Annotated in this window: 18 protein-coding genes; all 18 read right to left on the bottom strand. The window is 38.7% G+C overall.

All coding sequences use genetic code 11. The annotated features are described in order from the left end of the window. Nucleotides 1-58: 58 nt before the first annotated feature. Complete coding sequence (locus tag U3A58_RS18875; RefSeq protein WP_323825957.1) at nucleotides 59-466, bottom strand: response regulator; 408 nt, start codon at nucleotides 464-466, stop codon at nucleotides 59-61. Continuing rightward, nucleotides 466-3006 carry a ligand-binding sensor domain-containing protein gene (locus U3A58_RS18870; RefSeq protein ID WP_323825956.1) on the bottom strand — a complete coding sequence of 847 codons (2541 nt, stop codon included), beginning with the start codon at nucleotides 3004-3006 and terminating at the stop codon, nucleotides 466-468. Before U3A58_RS18870 ends, U3A58_RS18875 begins: the two co-directional genes overlap by 1 nt. 1304 nt (nucleotides 3007-4310) lie before the next feature. After that, a complete protein-coding gene (locus U3A58_RS21870; RefSeq protein ID WP_416377312.1) occupies nucleotides 4311-4523 on the bottom strand; it encodes a hypothetical protein in 213 nt (70 codons plus the stop codon). Nucleotides 4524-4888: 365 nt separating this feature from the next. Further along, entirely contained in the window at nucleotides 4889-5062 is a 174-nt protein-coding gene (locus U3A58_RS18865; protein ID WP_323825955.1) for a hypothetical protein, read from the bottom strand. Between the two features lie 69 nt (nucleotides 5063-5131). Next, nucleotides 5132-6043, bottom strand: coding sequence for a nucleotidyl transferase AbiEii/AbiGii toxin family protein (locus U3A58_RS18860; protein WP_323825954.1), 912 nt, complete (start codon nucleotides 6041-6043; stop codon nucleotides 5132-5134). Beyond that, entirely contained in the window at nucleotides 6036-6821 is a 786-nt protein-coding gene (locus tag U3A58_RS18855) for a type IV toxin-antitoxin system AbiEi family antitoxin domain-containing protein (RefSeq protein WP_323825953.1), read from the bottom strand. The genes U3A58_RS18860 and U3A58_RS18855 overlap by 8 nt, the downstream gene beginning before the upstream one ends. A 619-nt stretch (nucleotides 6822-7440) precedes the next feature. Further along, on the bottom strand, nucleotides 7441-7569 hold the full coding sequence (locus U3A58_RS18850; protein ID WP_323825952.1) for a hypothetical protein: 129 nt from the start codon (nucleotides 7567-7569) through the stop codon (nucleotides 7441-7443). A 266-nt stretch (nucleotides 7570-7835) separates the two neighbouring features. Continuing rightward, nucleotides 7836-8900, bottom strand: a complete 1065-nt coding sequence (locus tag U3A58_RS18845) for a DUF3137 domain-containing protein (protein ID WP_323825951.1) — start codon at nucleotides 8898-8900, stop codon at nucleotides 7836-7838. 7 nt (nucleotides 8901-8907) lie between these two features. Continuing rightward, a complete protein-coding gene (locus U3A58_RS18840; RefSeq protein WP_323825950.1) occupies nucleotides 8908-9708 on the bottom strand; it encodes a DUF1266 domain-containing protein in 801 nt (266 codons plus the stop codon). 12 nt (nucleotides 9709-9720) lie between these two features. Next, nucleotides 9721-10278: a LemA family protein gene (locus tag U3A58_RS18835; protein ID WP_323825949.1), complete on the bottom strand. Its 558-nt coding sequence runs from the start codon at nucleotides 10276-10278 to the stop codon at nucleotides 9721-9723. Nucleotides 10279-10335: 57 nt separating this feature from the next. Then, a complete protein-coding gene (locus tag U3A58_RS18830; protein WP_323825948.1) occupies nucleotides 10336-11691 on the bottom strand; it encodes a PA3715 family protein in 1356 nt (451 codons plus the stop codon). A 28-nt stretch (nucleotides 11692-11719) separates the two neighbouring features. Further along, entirely contained in the window at nucleotides 11720-12040 is a 321-nt protein-coding gene (locus U3A58_RS18825) for a hypothetical protein (RefSeq protein ID WP_323825947.1), read from the bottom strand. 44 nt (nucleotides 12041-12084) lie between these two features. Continuing rightward, on the bottom strand, nucleotides 12085-13680 hold the full coding sequence (locus tag U3A58_RS18820; protein WP_323825946.1) for a hypothetical protein: 1596 nt from the start codon (nucleotides 13678-13680) through the stop codon (nucleotides 12085-12087). 36 nt (nucleotides 13681-13716) lie between these two features. Then, entirely contained in the window at nucleotides 13717-14496 is a 780-nt protein-coding gene (locus U3A58_RS18815; protein WP_323825945.1) for a hypothetical protein, read from the bottom strand. A gap of 1 nt (nucleotide 14497) precedes the next feature. Further along, on the bottom strand, nucleotides 14498-15457 hold the full coding sequence (locus U3A58_RS18810; protein WP_323825944.1) for a hypothetical protein: 960 nt from the start codon (nucleotides 15455-15457) through the stop codon (nucleotides 14498-14500). Between the two features lie 13 nt (nucleotides 15458-15470). Beyond that, nucleotides 15471-16526, bottom strand: coding sequence for a hypothetical protein (locus U3A58_RS18805; RefSeq protein ID WP_323825943.1), 1056 nt, complete (start codon nucleotides 16524-16526; stop codon nucleotides 15471-15473). Nucleotides 16527-16695: 169 nt separating this feature from the next. Further along, nucleotides 16696-17736: a S41 family peptidase gene (locus tag U3A58_RS18800; protein WP_323825942.1), complete on the bottom strand. Its 1041-nt coding sequence runs from the start codon at nucleotides 17734-17736 to the stop codon at nucleotides 16696-16698. Between the two features lie 83 nt (nucleotides 17737-17819). Continuing rightward, nucleotides 17820-18893 (bottom strand): trypsin-like peptidase domain-containing protein, encoded by a 1074-nt coding sequence (locus U3A58_RS18795; RefSeq protein ID WP_323825941.1) that lies wholly within the window; start codon nucleotides 18891-18893, stop codon nucleotides 17820-17822. Nucleotides 18894-19016: the final 123 nt, after the last annotated feature.

The raw sequence follows: 19016 nt of genomic DNA, 5'->3' as shown, positions 1-19016 counted from the left end.
GCCCATGAACCTTCATCTGTATTGCAAATCCCATTCACTTTTAAATTTGATTAGCTAACTATTCCCCAAGCCAACTCCCCAATTTTTCCTTAAGAAGACATACTTGTTCTTCATTCATCGGTTTTTCCCAAAAATCAATAACGTACTCATATTCCTTGGATTTTTCCCGTTCACTTTTGCTTAGTGATGAAGTGACCATCACCACTTTGATGTCCGCATGTTTGATTTTCTCGAGTAGTATTTCCAAGAATTCCCACCCGTTGATTCGGGGCATATTGATATCTAAAAAAATCAAAATTTTGGTAGTAGACGCATCTATAGGAATAATGTAGTCCAGAGCCTTTTCTGCATCAAGAAAAGTGTTTGGGTAGCTGTTTAGCTCACCTTCTATGACGATGATTTGGTGGAGAAAGAGGACTCCGGGATCATCGTCAATAATAAGTACCTGAGGGGTATTAATTGTCATTACTTTTGGAGATTTTCGGACATGGAATGTGTTTCCTTTACTATTTTATCAAGTTGTCTCAAAGCTTCCAAAAGTTCCAATTCGAGTTGTTCTTTGCTTTTTCCCACATTAGTGTACTTTGGATAGTTGATCAACAGTTGATTGATTCCTAGTGCTTTGGTTAGTGGTGCTCGTACCAGATGAGATTGATTCCATGTGATTTCCTTTAGGATGAAATTTTGATCCTCAATTTCGTTTACAGCGATTTTCAGTTTTTTATTGGAGTGGCTGAGTTCCAATGTCCGCTTAGCTACTTTTGCCTCCAGTTCCGTTTTCATCTTGCTGTTGAAGTAGTGTTGGAAGATGAAATACACCAAAAGAATAATTGCCAAGCCGATAAGAACCCAAAAGTAAGGAGTTTCAAAAAATGTAGCCACTACTTCGATAGGAATAGTTTGGTTCATTTCGAGCTGACCATATCGAAGGATGATTATTTCCAATTCATATTTTCCGGGTTTTAACCCATTAAAATTTAACTGTCGCTGATTCTCTATGGGAATCCAAGGGCCTGTTTTTTTGCCAATTCTATAGAAAAGTGAATACTGGGAAGGGTTTTCAAAATCAATTACACTGAAAGAAATCTGAAACATCCGAACCCCTGCTGGAATTATGATTTGATTTTCAATCGCTGTGATTTGATCGCCGATAATAAGCTCGTCCCAAATAAAGTTGATTGGATTTTTCGCAATCTCTGAGAGTGAAATAGGATCTATAATACCCACACCTTCTACCGTAGGAACCCAAATTTTCCTGGAATAATCAAAAATTGCAGCCGGAAAAATCAATCCGTTAGTCTCCGAATTCGGCATCCCCATTTCATGGTTGTAAAGGGTGGAGGCAAGGAAAAAATCCTGGTCAGGATTCTCTTTAAACTTAGCCAGTTCTGTATCTGAAAAATATTGAACCCCAAAATTATTGCTAACCCAGATCCCATCTACCGGATCCTCGGTGATGCTATATACACTCTGTGATTTGAGTCCGTTTGGCTTTTTGATAGCTTTGAATTTTCCCTCGGAAAAAAACAGAATCCCTCCGTGTGTTGCAAACCACAAATCGCCACTCTTATCTTCATGGATATCGTACACTACGTCTTCACCGGGGGTAAGCGGCAGTTTTTGGTTACTGAGGAATTGGCCGTTTTCGATCCTAAAGATTCCTCCGTTTAGGGTTCCAATGATAATTTGCTTGTTTTTCAGCTCCAGGATGCTAATAAAGCTGGTTCGATCAAATTCGGAAGGAAGATCTACCGAATGGAAGATTCCCTCTGCATCATAATAGTGCATGCCACCAGATCGGGTCAAAATCCATAGCCATCCTTTCGAATCCTCATAAATCGCTTGAACATAGTGACTTTTGAGCCCATCCTTTGAAGTGATGGTATCGATCACTTTTCCGGATTTTTGGTCTATGACTGAGATGCCGGTCGACGAACCAGCATATATTTTCCCCTTTGAAGCACCTATTGTAGTCACTCTGTTTTGGATCAGTCCTTCTCTGGTGGTCAAGGAATGGATGTTTTGGCCCTTGGTTCGGTGAAGCCCGTCTGCCATGGTTCCTATCCAAATGCTGCTGTCCTGAGCTAGAAAAATGGGCTTGATGTTTTTTTCATGAAGCACATCAAAAGTCAGTTGTTTGACTTTTGCATCTTTCACTACCGCAAGACCTTTTCCTAAGGTTCCCAAATAGATGATATCATCCTCTTTGATGATTTTTCTGACTGAATAATTTTTCAACTCTGGGTAGATAAAACGGGATATTTTGCCGTTTTCGATTGATAAAATCCCTTTTTCCAGAGACCCTGCCCATATCCTGTTTTTGGAATCGACGGTCAGGCTAGTTGCGTTGATGTCTGGATATTCTCGATAAGAAACTATTAATTCCGTTTCATAATTCTCTTTCAATCGATAAATACCTTCGTTTGGATTGGATACGAGCAAGAAGTGAGTAGTGCCAAACACTTTTTGGGCTACAAATGAATCTGAGGATACTAATTGGGATTTTTCGGCGATCAAATCCAATTCATAGAGTCCTCGCGTGGTACCCACCAGTAGCTTGGAAGGGCTGACCGAGTAAAATGAAAAAATTTCCAAAGGAAAGTCAGGTTTCCAAAAATCAAGAGTGCCGAATGTTCCATTTTTCCAAGTATGGATTTTTCCGGTATGGGTACCTATCAATAATTCGCCCTTTTGGGTCTTCGAAATTGCCCTTATCCAGGTCTTATCGGTGATTTCATGGCAGTCGATAACTTTAATTATGTTCTTTTCCAAAAGCGCAATACTCCGATTAGCAGAGGCCCAGATTCCTTCCTGAGTTTTGAAAAATGTGTAATATGTCTGCTCGGTCATCAGGGGGTTGGTCTCTTGGTCAAAAACTTTGGTGTTGGTTCCGTCCAATCGGACCAATCCCTCCTCAGTGGCAGTCCAAAGGTAACCGTGATTATCTTTTTCCAGTGCGTAAACGGTGTTTTGAGGTAGACCATTCGAATTGTCCCAGATTTCCATGAGGTAATTGCCGGGAACTATGGTGGAATCTTGAAAAAAAATTTCCGACTGAGCATAAACATTTACTTTCCCTGAGATCAAGGTTGCAAAATGGATGATGACAAGGAAAGACGATAAAATTATAACCTTAAGATTCAAAACTGAGGAGATCGCGGAATTGCTATTTTTGGAACATACTAAGTCAAAATCACTTAGTTCTTTTCTGAGATTTTTGACTTGTTTTTTTTATGAATTTGGGAGTATCAATCTTAAATATAGAATATATTTTTCCCTCGTTTTATAGTGCAAAGTTAGTGCAAAGTAAAATTTTGTAAACGCATTCGCTTACATTTTTTCTATAAAATCGACTCTTTTTCATCGTAAATTATCAACTGCACAAAAGTAGCTACGTAGGGAGTAAAACTTAGGTTAAATGATTCCCAAGGCTTTAAAATAATTCTTTAATTTATTTAGAAAACCGAACTAGAATTTGATTTAATAAAGGGAAAGCGATTGAGAAGTGATGACCTCAGCAAAAATCAAAAACATGAGGTTGATGAAAACTCTAAAAAAAGTAACCGGCAGTCTGGCAGAAAGGGAGTGACGGCACAGGTTAGTTGTTTGCTGTTTGATTGATTAAAAGATTGGGTAAATGTCCGTGTTTTGAGGTTTTAACTCTTAGGTGTAGGGTCAAGACCAAAGCCAATAAAAAATGAAGTTTGTGCAGTAAGATGTGTGTGGTAAATGATAAGTTTGTTGCCCAGCTAAAATCTTTTATTCCATAACCAGATAATAAATTTGGAAAACTCTTTCAAAAAGCATTTTAATTTGCTGGAAAGCTTGATTTTATTTTTTCATCCTGTGGCTTAAGTCAAAAAAGGCGTTTGATTGGTTCGATATTCCCTGAAAACCTGACGTTCGACGGCGAAGAACATCGAGCCACCAGAATAAAAGAGGTGATCAACTTTATTTACTTGATTAATAATGAATAAAAGAGCAAAAAAAATGGGCAAAACCATTCAAAAATGACTTTGCCCAGAGTGGTGGAGCTAGCTATACAGAAGTCGAACCATTTCGAGCAGGATTTGGAGCTTCTGGCTAGGTTGTTTAAATCTCTTTAGCGCTAAATTACATATTAAGGTGAAGTTTGAGATTTCTTAAACTTCATGAGTTTGACTGATGTGATCGTCTTTTTTTTTCGCTTAAAATGAGGCTAAAAGAGAAAAAGTATATTCATTTTAGAGATTGGTAAGGTCGAATGAAGGAATAATAAATGCTTCTTAAAAAAAAGAGTTGAACTTACCGTTTTTCGGATATTATAGAATTTATTTCCTAATAATTCTCTTAAGGGTATCCTTTAGATTTCGTAATTCTTTTTCAGCTACAGAGCGCTTGCGGGGAGAAAAATGTATTCCGTTTTCGGATAATAATTTCAGTACATCCAACGCACAAATCTCTCCCATCAAAGCGAGTTGTGTAACAGTAGGCTGGGATTTGTTACTTTCTATATTAGAAAGTGTCTTTTGTGAAATGCCCAAAACCTCGGACTTTTTCTAGAGGAGGTGAGACTAGCTTTGATTCAGGTCATAGAGTAAGAAACATTAACATTGTGATACAGCATGTAGGTGTGTAAATAAAAGAGTCTATACGGGTCAAGATCTACATGAAAATAACTTTCCTACGCACGGGTCACGCAACTTCTTTAATTAGGATCTGCTGATAAACTCTGGCATCCTAAGTTAAAAAACCGGGTCCAGATTCCCATTTGGGCTCGTTCTTTTGTTTTAGGCGGTCATGGAGTGTCTGCCGTGCAACCCTGTACCACAACTGGCCGATGTGGATATGGAGTGGAAGACGAAGAATACTATGGAGATATTTCCTCATTGTATTTAAAAAGTTGGAACTACTCAGGTTGTAATTGGGTAATGTAATTAAGATTTTCGAAGATATTCTGGGAACGTTTGATCAGGGTATCCACTATGGATCTGATTACACAAAAGCGGTCTGCTCCTTCTACTGACTTGAACTGTCCTGATACTTTTTGTTTTACCTTGATCTTGCGTATGGCTCTTTCCATTTCATTATCCAAACGTTTGGATAATGAAATGGAAAGAAAAAACAGCACAACAATATCGCTAAGCCACATCTATCCATCTAGGGTCAATAGTTTTAATATTTTCTTCAATGAAGCAACAAAACTTTCATGCTTTTCAGGGTTGCCGTTTTTAAGTTTAATAAGGTTCTGTAGTTTCCACTGTACGGCAGGAAACCGTTCAAAATCATAGATACTCCAATCAGGTGTTCCTTTGCCAAAATTCAGTATGAATTCCCTGTCTTCTTCCGTTAAGCTTTGATGGATTACATTAACCAATTGTTCTCGGATTTTTTCAAAATCCTCATAAGTAAAGGGTTCCGGACTCATGCCTTCAAATTGGTTGACCAAAGTTCCCCTTTGGTCGATAAAATTGGGATGCAACATTTCGTGCAGAGGACGGTTGCTACTCAAAAGGAACAACATGAAACCCTTTTTGATTTCGTCGGTAAATCCTTCATTTTTCAACAGGTATTTTACATCGAACAAATCCCTGGGATGTTGACGGTCCAATGCCGCACAGATTTTTCCACCGTACAACTGCCCTAAAGGAACTACCGGAACGGCACAGAAAGCATCAAATTCTACTTGGGCTGTTTCACACAGCAGCAAGGTTACCGTTTCATCCATAACACCCCTGTTGATTTGGTTCACTTCTATTTTTATCTGTGCATTTGCAGTAGTAATTTGAAGTTTTAAAATTTCCGACTTTAAGGAAACCACTGCTTCTGGCAGAATTTTTTCAAGCTTGATTTTTATACGGTCGAGACCATCAATAATATTCATAAAGGACGTTTTTCTGTCCTTTATGGGTGCGTAGGTCAAATCAATATCTACGGACAATCTAGGCATGTCCCGTACAAATAGATTGATAGCCGTACCACCGTGCAGTGCAAAGACAGGTTCCTTTGCCACTTCCGGCAACACCTGTAACAATAGAGAAACCTGATGTTTGTATTTACTCATAATTTTCCAATGCTTTAGGGACAGTGATACGGTATTTGGATATATAAACACCATCTTTTACCATTGAGCGCTTCCCTTTTCCAAGACTGATTTTTTCCAAATCGATGTATTTAAACCAATCGTGCCGTGCCTTTTCTGCCATATACAGGAAAAGTCGCTTTACTTTTATGGAGGTACATGCCTCCAGAAGTTCCTGTACCTGTTTTGGCCGGAGGTTGTTCAATCCCTCCATGATCTCGTAGCACTCGACCAGTTCTTGCTTTTTGGGTGTTAGGTACAGGCATTCCATTAAGGCCCTTGTAGGGTTTGACACCAACAAACTGAAAGTCCCCTGTTCCAAAGCTTGCAGCCCTATTTTGGGTGGTAGAAAAGAAGAACTGTAGTAGTTCACTTTTAACCCCCAGTCATATTTTGAAAACCAAGCGGGCAATTTCTCTTCGCTTCCCCCGAACAATATTATTTGTTTTGTGGATAGCTCTAGATAATGAGCCTTTCCCAATAAAGATAAAGCCGTTTTTCCTCCAAGATGGATATTCAGGCCAGCTTGTTGTTGCAATGCGAACAATGCACCCTGATAGGTAGGCTTATCGCCCGATCTCATCCAAGCTCCCGTTCCTATGGAATATATCCAATTGCTATTCTTATAGCGGTTTAGCAATTGCGTGGAGAACCCATTTTCCGTTAACCACGAACTTAAATACACGACTCTCGGAGGTTGTAAATTAAGAAGACGGTTTATTTTTTGCTCTTTTTCCAAACCAATAGTTTCTTTTTTCAACTTTTTTTAAACTATAAAAATATCTTTTTGTTTATTTTGATTCAAATATACAAACTATAAGTTTGTATATTAAGATATTTTTAAACATTCTTATTACCGAAAAGATGGTACATTCATAAAAAAACATGGTAATAGATCAGGGAATTCGCTTTTAAAAACCACTAATAATTAAGAATTATGGGTTATTTATAAGAATGGTCAAAAAATGGCCAATCCGGATTTCGACCAAAAAGTACGGCTAAGGGTGTTTGGATTTTATGTTTAGATGAGTCTGCAGTAAAATTATGCATATCAGAATGGTAAAATTACAATAATTAGTCGAGTAGGTAAGGGGATTTTTAGAAGGAGTGGAGCTGGCAAAGCCATAGTTATATCGAACTAATTTATGGAAGATTTTGAAAGGGTTTTGAAGCTGCATTCAGAACTCTAAGCTTTAAATAATCGGAGTTAATGCTTGTATTCTGGAACTGGAGATAGAAAAGTTGAACCATTTTGAGGCGGATTTGGAGCTTTTGGGAAGATTGTTTAAATCTCTTTAGGACATATCTTTACAATGGTGCAGTAAGAGGTTCTGGTCATCATCCGCCCGATAGCTTATAGGAAGACAAAAAACTCCCGATTACTCTACAGAGATCCTGCCTACGTTATCTGCACCGATCCAGAAATGAACCTGGCTGAAGAATTCCTGTTTGATTTTTCTCTTTTGAACTAAATAATCCGAAAAGCCAAGTTTCTGTTCGTTTTTCATACCCTAAAATACATAAAACCATTCAAAAAACATAGATAAAAACACGCGTAAATATCTACAAATAAACTACATAAAAGAATTTTATCCTTGCAACGGTCTCAAGGAGACGATGAAATCCCCCGCATTGTAAAGCTGTTGATATTTCCATTGGTACCAGAAGTGGGCTGCCCTATAATAGTAGCAGTTTCGTAATTCATTGTTCCGCAAAAACGAAAAAGATTATGGAAACTTCCGAAAGAAAAATTGATGGTTCTATGTAGCTGAGATTAAACGGAAAGCCTAAGGTCTTTTGCAATGTTTAATGCAGTCTCAATTTCACTGGCTAACTCTTCAACTACTGATAAACTATTCAAATTTTCAGAGGTAAAAGAGAACAACCCATTTTCATTTTTTACAGCCAAATACATTTGCCTATCCTGAAAAGATAGGAAAATTGGGCGGTTGAATTTGGACTTCAATGCTGATATTCTTTCCATCAAGGCAGTTGATATCACATATCGGGCTTCCACCTGGTCTGTACCATAGACAATAAACTCTTCGGTGAATCTAGGGTCCTCCAAGTGGACCTGCTCTTCATCCCTAAAATTGAAACTGGCCCATCGATCTATTTTGATATTCTGATTTCTGGGAATCACCACGGTATGGCCAATTAGTTTTTTCTGAAACCTTAGCCAGCAAAACATGCCCCTGAAGGAGTAATTCAAACTGTCTTTGGGTACATTGCTGAGCAAGTTTTTAACTATGTATTGATAAAGTACCACCAGCATATTCAGGAGCGGTATCTGTAATAATACATCTGTGGCTGTGTTGGATAGGTTTTTTTCGAGTATTCCAATATCAGCTAGGTTGATTTCTGAAGTTTTGGATTTACTCCGTATCTGGCCAAAATTGATTATAGTGCTTTCTTTGTTTACCCGGGCAAACAGTTTACTGTTTTGAATTTCCATTTTGGGAGCATTGGCTCCCTGGGTAAATTCCATTCCGGGAAATAGTCTCTGGACCATTTTGACCATGGTATTGCTTTCTGATATTTTGAATTTTTGAAATACCCTGACAAAATAAAAAGAAGAAGCATAGATCAATACCATCAAGCCCATGACCATGTACATCTGGGTATAGGGCTTGGATGGGCTAAGCTGAATTTGTGGAAAGGGAATGGCAACAGCTGGAAAATAATGAGCCGCCAGCACCATTAGCATTCCTAGAAAATAGATGACGGTGATGCCCCACATGATTTTAAGCAACAAAAGGGTTCGTTTCCGCTGCAAGTGAATATCATTCAGGGATTTTTGGACCTGGGTGAAGGTTTCTCGGATGAGTAGAGGTTCCATAAGCTGCTTAAGACCAATTAATGTTATTCCAAGGGCTGGATTCGGCTTCCAAAGCTTGTTTGTAGAGATGCAAAATTTCCTCTGTGTAATTATTATGGTCATCCCTCATATCCATTTCCAATCCCAGGGCGAAACTTTTTCCGAATTCTTTCCATGAGGAGAATTTGCTCTTGGCCAATTGTTTGGCAAAGTCAATGACTTTCCAGGCATCTTCCTCTGTAATTAGTTTAGCAGTGAAGGCTTTTCTGGCCTGTCCTACCAAAATGGCTGCATCATAACCGGCTATACCCAAGTCCAATTCTGAATCAAACGTGAGAATCCCTTTCTCCTTTAGTTTATGTAAGGATTCTCCAGTGCTTAATAGCTTCAAATAGCTCTGAGCCAGCTCATTGTTTCCGAATTTTTGATCTAAGATCACCTCCCAATTTTCTTTCGGTACAGTCTGAATCATCTGATGGATAAAATCAAAATACAAGCGCCGACCATCCTTCATGAAATACTCTGCAAGATTCCAATAATCGGTTTGCGTATCTATTCCCCAACCTTTCATATAGGGTTGAATAGCCTTTGCATCCAGAAACGTGAGGGTGTTGGTGTCCGCACCCCACCATTCTGCAATAGGAGTATAAAAAGCAAGGGAGAAAAGTTGGTCTTTTTTAAGTTGGCTGTCTGGTGATTTCTTGAATTTTGCTTTTTGATGGGTAGGTTTATCGAATTCGGTTTTACCGATCTTAAAGTATTTATAAGCATAGGAGCCAATAGCTAGGGCCAAGATTACATACCCGTACCAAGGAAGGTTTTCAAACATTTGCATAGCGTTTTAATTTAAAAGTTGATTGAGGTTTACTTCTTTTTGTTCTGCTTTGGGAATTTCCAACAAGAGCTCTTGCTGATCTTTTCGAATGCTGGCAATCAGGTTTGCGGGAAACATCTGGATTTGATTATTGTATTGGACTACCGCCGCATTAAAGGCTCTTCGGGCTGCGGAAATTTGTTCTTCCATGTCTGATAACTCAACCTGTAGATTGATAAACTGCCGGTCTGCCTTCAGTTCCGGATAACTCTCCATATTCACCGATAGTCCGCCTATAAGTTTTGTTAGTTGGTTGGAAGCTTCGATGTTTTCTTTATGATCTCCTGCCTTTTCTGCCTGACTGCGGAGCTTCGTTACCTGGAGTAATAGCTCCTTTTCGTGGGCCATATACCTATTGAGCATCGCTGCCAAGTTGGGGAGTAGGTCAAACCTTTTTTTAAGGTAGATTTCAATACTGCCGTAAGCTTGGGATACCGTGTTTTTTTTGGCAATGATCCGGTTGTTGGTCAGTATGCCGATCAGAAGGATCAAAAGCAATACTGCAGGGATGATGTAGATTTCCATGATGTGGTTTTATTAGTTCATTTTAGGTTTTTGATTTTGGATTCAGATTACAAGTCGTTACTGTTTGACTGGGGATTGCAGGTATTCCTGGCCGTTGAATGTTAAGGTTGTAGTTAGGTTAGAAATCTTTTCTGTGGAATCACACTCCCCGTCTTCATCTTCTTGGTTTCTGGTCTGGGTAAGCATTCTTTTCACCAATAGGTCATAATAACCGTGGGTCTGTTCGTTAGATAAGATGAAAATGCTTTTTGTGTCGAGAAACTCTCCGTCACAGTCCCCGTTCCACTCACCGGTGAATGTGGAAATAGGGAAATTTGAAAGGATTTTTTTAAGATGATCTCCTGCTTTGATAAAGAGTGAAAGCGTTTCATTATTGTAAGGATTTACTCTTGACATGCCTCGGTAGGAAACCCGAATCCCAAAAGCTCTTAGCTTATCACTGACTCGATACGGGGCGGTATCCAGGCTTATATCCTGCAGCTCAATAGCATCTGAAACCCATTGATTGGTAGCTGCACTTTCAAAAAAGCTGTGTGTGATTGCTCCTGTGTGGGGATTTGTTAGTAATACATGGCTGTTGAGCTTAATATACTGTTCTTCTTCGTCCACAATTTCAGGAATCAAAAGAATGAACTCATTAATTTCATGAGGTAGAGCCTTGGTTCTGATCAAGTCGCTTTTGACCGCCAAAGGATCCAGATTAAGGTTTTCCAATACAGACAAAACCAACGGGTATTCCTCGATTACCTCACTTAGTTTTTTTGCGCTAACTTCCTCAATCATCCCATCAGGAAGGATCCTGAACTCTTTCTCTTCTATTTCTTTGATTAAATCCCAGGTAATCAGCTGGGTTGTGATTTTGTTTTCGCTTATTCTGGATCCTTGCTGAGTCATTTCCTCAGCTATTTCCTCATAGGCAATGGGTAATCGAGCTATGATTTTGCCCTTCAGATCGTAGTTGATCAGGGTGGTCTCCAGTTCATGAGCCCCGATTCTAACCGTGACCACTGCTGTGTAAAAGTTTGTAGACAAGGTTAACCTGTAAGCATAAATGACATAATACTTCGAGTTCTTATTTTGGATTTCCGGATATATTTCTTCAAGTTTTAATGCGTGCTCATCAATTTCTACCAGATCGTCCTCATCGATAAAACTGTCAAAGTTTGTTCTGTCTATATGTGGTAGGTTTCTGGTTTTAAGGCCTGAAAGATATTGCTGAAAGCGGGAGAGGTTGTCTTTTGTATGGATAGCAGAAGCTGCGTCTTCAATCAAAACACGTTGCTCAGCGTTGCCTGATTCTTTTTTTTGGTAACAGGAGATCAACAAAATTAAACCCAAAATGAGGATGGAAGTAGCGGACTTTTGCATTTGATTAGTATTGGTTTTTAAGGGACTTGGCTTTCTCACTTTCATGGCTACTTATTTTTACTTTCTTTGGACTTTAAATTAGATTTAGGGTTTTTTCCAACAGATAATGAATCATACCCACCATCACCGTGAGGGCTAATAAGGATACTATCCGTACTGGTAATTGAGGTAGGAATGACTTGAGATGTGACTTTAACAGGGTAGTATCAACCAGGAGGAATAGAATGAAAACTATACTACCTATGATGAAGCCTACCCGGGTAAGGGCAAAAAAGTAGATTTCATTGCCTACAATTGTAATCAGGCTGTCAGGTTCCAGTGGCGATCCCAGAATCAGATACATGTAGTATATACCTAAAGTCACCGAAGCAATGAACCAAAGGGTATATTCCAAAAGGATTTTTGTTAACCTTTTGATTGATATGTTTTTTCCCTTATTCATAAAAAGACACAAGAATTACTGCGTTCCCCTTCCTCTGGAATCGGCTTGAGTTTCATAAATAAATCAGGATCCGCTAAATCTAAATCCTGCAGCACTTCGCAAACCTGTATTGCTGCATCTGCTTGATTGCCTGATTTTTCCCTATAAACCGTTTTGGATAAGATCCACTGGTCCTGTTTGAATGTGATATAGAATTCAGCCTCAGAAAATCCACGGTCAGGAAATGCGGTGAGGACAATAAACCCTTCTTCGTAAGCCTTGATATCCACAATTTGATTGCCCCCGTCTTGCGAGAAATTGCTAGTTTTTAGGGCAAATTCATAGTTTCCGCTCTTCTTGACAAAGAGCAGTAGTTCATCTCCCCGATAGGGGACCGCACTCACTACCTTGTCCAGGATCATGTCCTTATTGATATCTATATCCCGGATAAAGAAATGCTCATTTTCAAGGTAATTTTTTAAGTCCTCCTTCATCGGTTCATTATGATCCCAATCCTGAATCCCATGGGCAAATAAATCATTGACAATATGCATTTTGTGGTTGTTCAGCCCTTCGGTAAATTCAAAATCAACCTGTGGATGCGGCCCATCAAAGAGAAAAAAGAGGACTGATTTTGCTTCATCGAATTCCAATTCATTGATTAAGTTGTATCGCTGTGATTGTTTGATGTAGTCCATAGCTTGATCCTGAAAATGATTGACGGCATCAGCTTGCCATTTTCCGTTTTTGGCAATGGCGATAAGCTTGCTGTCAAACTTTTGGTAATCCGGTTCTTTGATTAATTGAAAAAAATAGGTGATGTAGTTGGTGGATTGCTGGTAAAGTTTTTCTGGTTTGTCCTGGTCTTCATTCCATCCAAAAAAGCCCTTGAATTCGCTAAAGTTTGATGGGAAGAGTTTTAAAAATTGCAGTTCATCTTGATTGGCAAATGCATTTTGCAATTCTCGGATCTTATGAAGTTCGGTTACGTTTTCATGGGTGTCCTGATTTTTCCTGAATGGGGAGAAAGGGAAGATTTGATGTAGGATATCTGTTTTCATCAATTGACCTTCATTGAAATAACTGAGTTCTCCACAGGGACTGTTTGTGTCATTGTTGCAGTTGAGGAATTGAAAAGAAGCCAAAAGTTGCTTGCTGTACATTCCTAAATCTTCTACCACAAAACCACCCAGGTCTTCTTCGTTTTCAAGGAAATAGGAAGTTCCTGCATCGGCAAAAAGGTTGATGCTCCAACTCCTGGTATACTCATAAAATTTTATGGAATAGTCAGTGGCTAGTGTGCTGACCTCATGCTCAGGTAGATTCTTTCGGAGGTGCTCAAGTGTTTTTTCCTGAATAGCCTGATGTAATCCCCCTTTTGCCTTACTGGGATCTTTTATCAGATACAGCTCCGGGTATACCTGGGATTGGATAAACTCCATTTTTTCAAAGAACAGTTGGTGTATGCTAATGCCCAAAACCAAAACGATGGCAAGACTTAGAAAAACCACGTACCGGAGCTTTTCCTTAACTATCCATCTAAGAAAGCTATAGGCAAGGTATAAGATGAAACCAAGCAGGCCTACCAAGAATACAATAAGGATTATTTCCATGGTTTTAGGTTTAGTAAGGTTACCATGTAATTTAAATTACTGGAGTCCATTGTAGTGCATTTTTATTTCCTGTAAAATGGACAACACTGTTTCTTCATTTTTCTCTAACTCCCTTCTTTTCCAGAACGTGTATTTGCTATACTTTCCATGCAGATTCTGACTGTTTGCTTTGAAGTATATGTCTTCGAAAAATGCCTCCTTGTCGGGTTTTCCCTTGATTTCTTCATAGGCGGATAAGTATTCATGAACCTGCTTTTCAAATACCTTCCGATATAAACTTGCAGGAATGTTTTCGAAGAGATTTTTCTGATGGGTTTCGAAGGAGTTCTGAAGTATTTCCGGATTTCTGTATCGATTCAAAAAAAACAAGGAAAGCCTGTCTGATATGGGGGCATCTTCAGTAAACAATTGATTTAAAAAGGTGTGATTATAGGAAATAGTAGCATAGTCTATGGTTGAGCCTATGACAGCTAGGAAGAAACCCAACTCTCCGATTTCTTTTTCAATAAGGTTCAAAATAGGAGTGGCGCAAACTGGTGTAAGTTCACCTTCTCCATGGAATTTTCCCATGCAGTATATGACCGTTTGTAGCTGTGTTTTATCGAGCTCCATGTACTGGTAAGGGGCGGAGTTGTTATCCTGAAGCGCGGCAATTTCATCATCCATGGAAATCAAATTGTTTTCCAAAATGACTTGTTCTATATAGACTCGCTCATTCTCCTGTTCTATCAATTCTTTTGACAGCAAGGCATAATAGTATGTCAGTCCTACAAAGGAAAGTCCAGTTAAAATAAAGAATGTAGTTGCGCCCTTCATCTTAATTTTGGTAATGGTTTTGGATTTCTTTTAAGATGCTATATACCTCTCGGTCATTATTTTCAGTAAATCGCCTATCCCAAAAGCTAAATGGCCATGAATACATGAAATTTTTTGTAAATGAACGGGAAGGAAAATCCAGAAAACCCTCATCAGATACATCATACATCGAAAAGAATTCCCGGTGGAAAGGAGCTGCAACTATCTCATTATGCACAGAAATCAGCTCATCAACTACCCGTTTGCACAAGTGGTCATACCTGTTTTTGGAAAAATAGGTATAGAAGTAGGTCTTGTTTTGCTTCCATAGCATATGTATATGCTGCGGAGACCTATCCAGAAATCTTAATTTTTGGCTCAGGTATTCCAGTTGGCTTACTTTTTCAAAATACAGGTAGTTCTCAGGGATAGTCAGATCGCCAAAATCATCCTCCATCTCCTGATTAGGGTTTGCAGTGGGAATTCCAAAAACAGCTTCATAATTCAGATTACGATAGTCTTGGATACTGTCTTTATAATGGAAAATCAGATTGAATGCCTTAGTCCAGTAGCTTTCTCCGTATTCCTCATTTTCCATCTGGGAAAAGATTTCATCTTTCATGGTCTGCTCATAGGAAAATGGCATGCCTTCATATTTACCAAAATCCATAAAAAAGGCTTCATAACCTTTCCAGGCATTGCGATAGTTTAGCAAGGATGAAAAACTCTTTAGTTCTTTATCAAAGAGCTGCTTTTCCGAAAGTTGACTCATATAGTTTATTTCCCATGCCCCGTCTAGCTTATTCCTTTTCTGATATCCGGAATATTCCAGGCTTAGAAACCAAGTTGCTGCACTAAAGAAAAGTATGGAGCCGGGGAGCAATAAATAGTTGATAATATTCTGCTTTGCCTTTGCCAGCAGCAACAAAATAAACGAAGCTAAAACAGCGGATGCGATCAAAAGTTGTAGTGAAAAGCTCATTTTCTATTACAGCTCATTGGAGGACTTTTTTGATTTTTATTTTGAATAAGGGTTCTTCTCTGTATTCGGGCCCTTCGTGAATGATGCGAATCAAATACCCCCCTCCTTTTTTCAAGTTGCCCTGATAGCTTTCCAACAGTTCTGCTGGAAGTGTTCTATATTCCTCTAGGGAGCGATATGCGTTATTTTCAAAGACCGAGAATTTGAATTGCTGTGCTTTTATTTTTGAATTCACTTCTATGCTTAGCGCTGCATCCTCGTCAAGTGTGATCAGGTAAAAAGTGGCATTGGCATAATAACCGTCTGTGCTAGAAATGTAGCTTGGATGTTGATTTTGAGAGACAGCATTGGCTATAAAAACAGGTTCAACAAAGTTGATGATCTTGAATTTTCCCGTAAGATCGGTCTCTTGATGGGAATACAAACCGCTGTTGAATTTATATTGGACTTCAACTTTGCTAGTTTGAAAGGGTTGAAGAATCGCTAGTTTGGTAGGGAAGGGGGATGAGTACCAATTCTCCGGAGCTTGGGAATTGTTGTACTCCACTACTTCCTGATAAACCTCTTTTTTGGTGACTTCAATCGGATAAATGCCTTCAATAACTGAATACTCTTCAAGATTCTTATTGCTCATTGCGGCTATGATTTGATTGGGATTATCGCCTTGATACATATAAAACTGCCTGATAAAAGCCCCGTTTTTGCGGAAAACCCAATTTTGGACACCCAGGCTATTTTTGAACCCATAATGAATGAATTTTCCTTTTTTGAAGCGGTACATAGGGGATAGCTTGCTCACAGGGTCGGGGCAACCTAGGCATTCAGACTGAAGCAGACTTTTTATCGGAGGCTTGGATCCTTTCCAGCTTGCAAGTGTCTCAAGTTGTTTTTCATCCAAAAATTCTGTGATAAAATGCGCTCCTTCCTCAGTTTTAATCTCCTTGAAAGGGAAATTTATCTCCTTCAAACTGGCATAAACCAATTTGTCTTCTGCACTAGGTTTTATGCTCTTGCAGGATCCTAAAAGAATTAGGATTAAGAAAGGAAGACTTACATTTTTCCATTGCATAGTTTTGCTTGGGCTAATGGGATAGGTTTAAGGATGCGGCAGAAGTCCCGTTTGAGTTTAAAATAAGTTGACTATTAAAAGGAAATATGGTATTGATTATTTACTAAAGCTTGATTCATTGATTTATCACTCAATCAGTTATTTTCAATACAAGCTGCTCTAGCCAGTCCTATTTTAGAATTTCAATGGCTTTATCTATTGTTTTTCCTTTTTTTAAATTGTCCAAATCAAAGACTTCTTTAATTTGAATGTCAGGAAATATTCCATTTATATGAAACGTTTTATCCATGCTCATGTAGTATGCTATTGCTGGACTAAATAATATTTCTTCACTTAGTTGATACCAACTATTTGTAGAGGAATAGCCAGCGGTTTGCTCACCTAATAGCGTAATATTTTGCTGACCTTTTAATGATGAAGCTACTGCTTCGCCGGAACTTGTAGTATATCTACTTGTCAATACAACATATTTTTTGATTTTATTAGTACACTTACAATTAATTGGAAGTGAAGTCATCTGACTTCCTCCCATATAAAGATTTCCATCTTTTAGTTCCCATTCTGAGTAAAATGATTTTCCATCTTTTGAGTCTCCTCCTAATTGCATATTGGGAAACAATAAACCTAAGCCCGATAGCATTGGATACATATTGCCACCTATGTTGGTACGCAGATCGATGATAAGTTTTGTGGGTTTTTTTGAAAGGAGATTACAGATACTATCTCTTATGGTGTTTGTAGCTAAAACTATAGCATTTTGGTCGCTGCCAATATTTATGGCAGGAATTACTATATAACCAATATTTTTACTTAGAATTTCGGCTTTAATTTTATATCCTTCCAACGATTCTTTATATAATGTAGAAGGAATTTCTTGATTCAATTCATAAGGAAGTTGAAAATCATTTTTTTTGACATCACCCATATATCTTTCACCATTGATTATCAATGCTCCATGAAAGTCATTTAATTCTGTAAGTAATAACCGTACCGGTATTGCAAGTGCATTTGTTGATGAATCTTTAATATCTAGATTTTCTTTGATTATTTTAGATACCATGTTCCAATCAACTTTTTCTGTATTCACAGAATTTTCTTGAGCTAAAAATATAATTCTGTCTAATAATTGTTCATTCTTTGATTTTTCCTGTGCATTAGCACAATTAATGAATGCAAGTAATATCAGACTGAAGGCGAATTTATTTTTCATGGTAGAATCTTTGATTTATGTTCTGTTATATGCAGAATGGTTACAACAGGTGCATAAAAATTACGCAACTTTTTACATATTTTTTATCGGCTATATTTTGTCATTTCTGCACCAAAATCCTTAACAAACATATTGTCCATTTCGTCTGCTTTGGCAGCTAGCTGGGATAGGTTCTTCAATACCTGTTCGGCGTTTTGAGAATAGAGATCGCTGATATGAATCCGATAAGAAAGGAAGATCTGATTGTCAGAAATGGACAGCCTATGTTCTCCAGTATCTGCTGTCATGATGTATTCGTATATGTCCCCCAGATTTTTTCGCGGAAGCTCATTCAGAGGAGAGGTAGCGAAGAGGTAATTGGTATCATAGACAAACATTCGGATCTCAGCACTTCCCAGATGGAATTTCCAGTACTCATTTCCCGAGCGTGTCAACACTGGGTTGATTCCTAACTTATGAATGGCTTTTTCCACCTTCACACTGAAGTCTGCCAAGGGACTTTCTTCAAACAAGCCCTCATCCATATCAACCCCGCAGTTGGGGCAATAGCCAGCTTTCTCTAGGATCAGGGAATTACAGCTGGTACATCCCAAAGTAAAATCACCGGATAGTTGTTCAATGATCTCAAGTTCTTCACGTAGGGTCTCCATAGGAATGGCAAATCCCATGTTATCAGCCTGGGTAAATTTAGCTGTGACGATTCCCAACAACTCTCCTTTTTCATTCACTACGGGTCCACCGCTGTTTCCTGGATTGATCGCTGCATCGGTTTGGATAAAATCCCTTCCTCCAATGGTTTGACGGGGATTGGATACCGTCCCTTCTGTGACGGTGAAAGGCATACCATAGGGGAAGCCCAATACCAACAGTTTGTCTCTGGTCGACACGTTGGTACCGTGTTTTGTATGGACCGATTGAATAGGCACAGGAAGGTCTTCAGCTTTTAAAAAAGCAACGTCCTTTCCTGGGTTGGCAAAGATTACTTTAGCGAGGTACCTGTTTTTATTCGCGTCTTCAACACTGACGGCCAGGCTTCCAGAAACAACATGGTAATTGGTGATAATCACCCTATCCTGAGCGCTATAAAAGCCCGTGCCCGAACCAAATGCCGTGTTGATCTTATATACCGAATTGCTGATGTTTTGTAAAATGTCCATGCTTTAACCGTGATTATGCATTAGGAATAGAAAAACATTGATAATTGTTTGAATGGAGGATAAAAAAGGGGATTTTTAACAGGATCAACATTCACCAAAATGGTTAATCTTCCTATCGAATAT

It is taken from the genome of Algoriphagus persicinus (assembly GCF_035156415.1).
Lineage (GTDB): Bacteria > Bacteroidota > Bacteroidia > Cytophagales > Cyclobacteriaceae > Algoriphagus > Algoriphagus persicinus.
Note: the sequence above shows the minus strand (reverse complement) of the source record. Positions and strands in the feature narration are given on the sequence as shown.

What these genes read in the sequence shown, in the direction of transcription:
- U3A58_RS18820 (WP_323825946.1), bottom strand. Translation starts at nt 13,680, where the DNA reads ATGGAAATAATCCTTATTGTATTCTTGGTAGGCCTGCTTGGTTTCATC.
- U3A58_RS18840 (WP_323825950.1), bottom strand. Translation starts at nt 9,708, where the DNA reads ATGTTTGAAAACCTTCCTTGGTACGGGTATGTAATCTTGGCCCTAGCT.
- U3A58_RS18815 (WP_323825945.1), bottom strand. Translation starts at nt 14,496, where the DNA reads ATGAAGGGCGCAACTACATTCTTTATTTTAACTGGACTTTCCTTTGTA.
- U3A58_RS18830 (WP_323825948.1), bottom strand. Translation starts at nt 11,691, where the DNA reads ATGAAAGTGAGAAAGCCAAGTCCCTTAAAAACCAATACTAATCAAATG.
- U3A58_RS18805 (WP_323825943.1), bottom strand. Translation starts at nt 16,526, where the DNA reads ATGCAATGGAAAAATGTAAGTCTTCCTTTCTTAATCCTAATTCTTTTA.
- U3A58_RS18800 (WP_323825942.1), bottom strand. Translation starts at nt 17,736, where the DNA reads ATGAAAAATAAATTCGCCTTCAGTCTGATATTACTTGCATTCATTAAT.
- U3A58_RS18850 (WP_323825952.1), bottom strand. Translation starts at nt 7,569, where the DNA reads ATGAAAAACGAACAGAAACTTGGCTTTTCGGATTATTTAGTTCAAAAG.
- U3A58_RS18875 (WP_323825957.1), bottom strand. Translation starts at nt 466, where the DNA reads ATGACAATTAATACCCCTCAGGTACTTATTATTGACGATGATCCCGGA.
- U3A58_RS18865 (WP_323825955.1), bottom strand. Translation starts at nt 5,062, where the DNA reads ATGGAAAGAGCCATACGCAAGATCAAGGTAAAACAAAAAGTATCAGGA.
- U3A58_RS18860 (WP_323825954.1), bottom strand. Translation starts at nt 6,043, where the DNA reads ATGAGTAAATACAAACATCAGGTTTCTCTATTGTTACAGGTGTTGCCG.
- U3A58_RS18810 (WP_323825944.1), bottom strand. Translation starts at nt 15,457, where the DNA reads ATGAGCTTTTCACTACAACTTTTGATCGCATCCGCTGTTTTAGCTTCG.
- U3A58_RS18845 (WP_323825951.1), bottom strand. Translation starts at nt 8,900, where the DNA reads ATGGAACCTCTACTCATCCGAGAAACCTTCACCCAGGTCCAAAAATCC.
- U3A58_RS18795 (WP_323825941.1), bottom strand. Translation starts at nt 18,893, where the DNA reads ATGGACATTTTACAAAACATCAGCAATTCGGTATATAAGATCAACACG.
- U3A58_RS18870 (WP_323825956.1), bottom strand. Translation starts at nt 3,006, where the DNA reads ATGGAAATCTGGGACAATTCGAATGGTCTACCTCAAAACACCGTTTAC.
- U3A58_RS18835 (WP_323825949.1), bottom strand. Translation starts at nt 10,278, where the DNA reads ATGGAAATCTACATCATCCCTGCAGTATTGCTTTTGATCCTTCTGATC.